The 1,541-nt window shown below is 62.2% G+C and carries 1 protein-coding gene; it reads right to left on the bottom strand.

Annotated features, from left to right (window positions below; genetic code table 11):
- The coding region (locus ARGLB_RS16690) for an IS110 family RNA-guided transposase (RefSeq protein WP_003804733.1) at positions 1 to 1,239 on the bottom strand (1,239 nt) is incomplete at its 3' end.
- Between the last annotated feature and the right edge of the window lie 302 nt (positions 1,240 to 1,541).

Below are 1,541 nucleotides of genomic sequence, written 5' to 3' on the forward strand. Positions count from 1 at the left end.
GCTCCCTGCGGAAAGTGGAGTGAGGTTGGGCTCGAACCCGAGCGCGACCATTCGGCGTTGGAGGCGTTTCCTGGCGCGCTCGGGGTTCGTTTTGTCGTAGTGATCGATGCCGAGTTCGTCGTAGGCGACTCCGTCGTGGAGCATGTTCCAGACGATGACGAGCAGCGTGTGTTGGAGTGCGACTACGGCCCGCAGGGCGCCGGCATGGACTTGAATGCGCCGGTATTTCACGGCGAGGTAGGTCGTTTTTGATCGGGACACGGCCAGGGCCGCGATTCCCAGTGCGGCTTTGAGGTAGTGGTCGCCGGGTTGGGTTTGGGTGGACTTGATCCGTCCAGCGGACTCGTTTTGGCTCGGACATACTCCCGCCCACGAGGCCAGATGGCCTGCAGTGTCAAAGACGTTCATGTCCACGCCGGCTTCGGCGATGATGACGTTAGCGACATTCTTCGAAATCCCGGGGACGGTCATAAGCAGCTCCCGGGCTAGGGAAAAAGGTTCCATCACCATGTCGATGCGGGTGTCGAGGGCCGCGAGGGTCGCCTCGATCTGATCGATGCGGTCCAGGTGCAGCTGGACCATGAATGCGTGGTGGTCGGTGAAGCGGCCGGTGAGGGCTTCGACCAGCGCCGCGGATTTGCGGCCCATCGAGGCGTGCGCCAGCGAAGCCAAGGTCTGCGGGTCACGTTCTCCGGATACGAGAGCGTCGAGGATACTGCGCGCGGAACGGGTGCTCAGCGTGCTGACGACCGAGGACAACTTGATGCTGGAGTCCTCCAGCCCCTTTTCCAGCCGTGAATACTCGCGGGTGCGCTCATGAGTCAGGTTCGATCGGGTCCGGGTCAAATCCCGCAACTGACGGATCGGCTCAGGCGGCACGAAACTGGCCCGCAGCAGATTATGGGCGGCGAGCTCCGCCAGCCACGTCGCGTCGGAAACATCGCTCTTCCGGCCCGGGATATTCCGCGCAGCTTTGGCATTGACCAGTTGCACGTTCAGCGACTCCGCCAGCAGGAAGTAGAACGGTTTCCAGTAGTCGCCGGTAGCCTCCATCACTACCACCGTCACCGCGGCTGCCTCCAGATCACGGCGCAGACGAAGGATCTCATTCGTCGTCGCCCCATATGTGGCAACTGTCCTACTGGACGTTCTTGCCCGCGTGCCCGGTATCCGGATGCAGACCTTCGCATCACGTTTGGAGATATCCATGCCTGCGGCACGTTCATGCACGATGTCCATCGTCTACTCCTCGCATCCGGTCCAACAACACCACCGGCTGGCGGTGTCACGTGCCGCGGGAAGGGCGGGGAAATGATTCAGGAATCTACTAAGCGGGCTCGTCAAACCCAAGGCTCCTGAGCTGGCGGCACCAATCCACGGTTCCCGTGGAAGCCCTCCACGCCACGCTCCTAAACAGGCTCTGAGCACTAAGACACAGCGGCGTCGACCGCGGCACCGCCATCATCCGCCGCTACCCAAGCCAGCCACAAGGCCGTTTTCTCAAGCCCACAACGCCGCGGAGCGGCTCCCCAGCTCCTAAA

Origin of the sequence: Arthrobacter globiformis NBRC 12137 (genome assembly GCF_000238915.1) — a bacterium.
Lineage (GTDB): Bacteria > Actinomycetota > Actinomycetes > Actinomycetales > Micrococcaceae > Arthrobacter > Arthrobacter globiformis.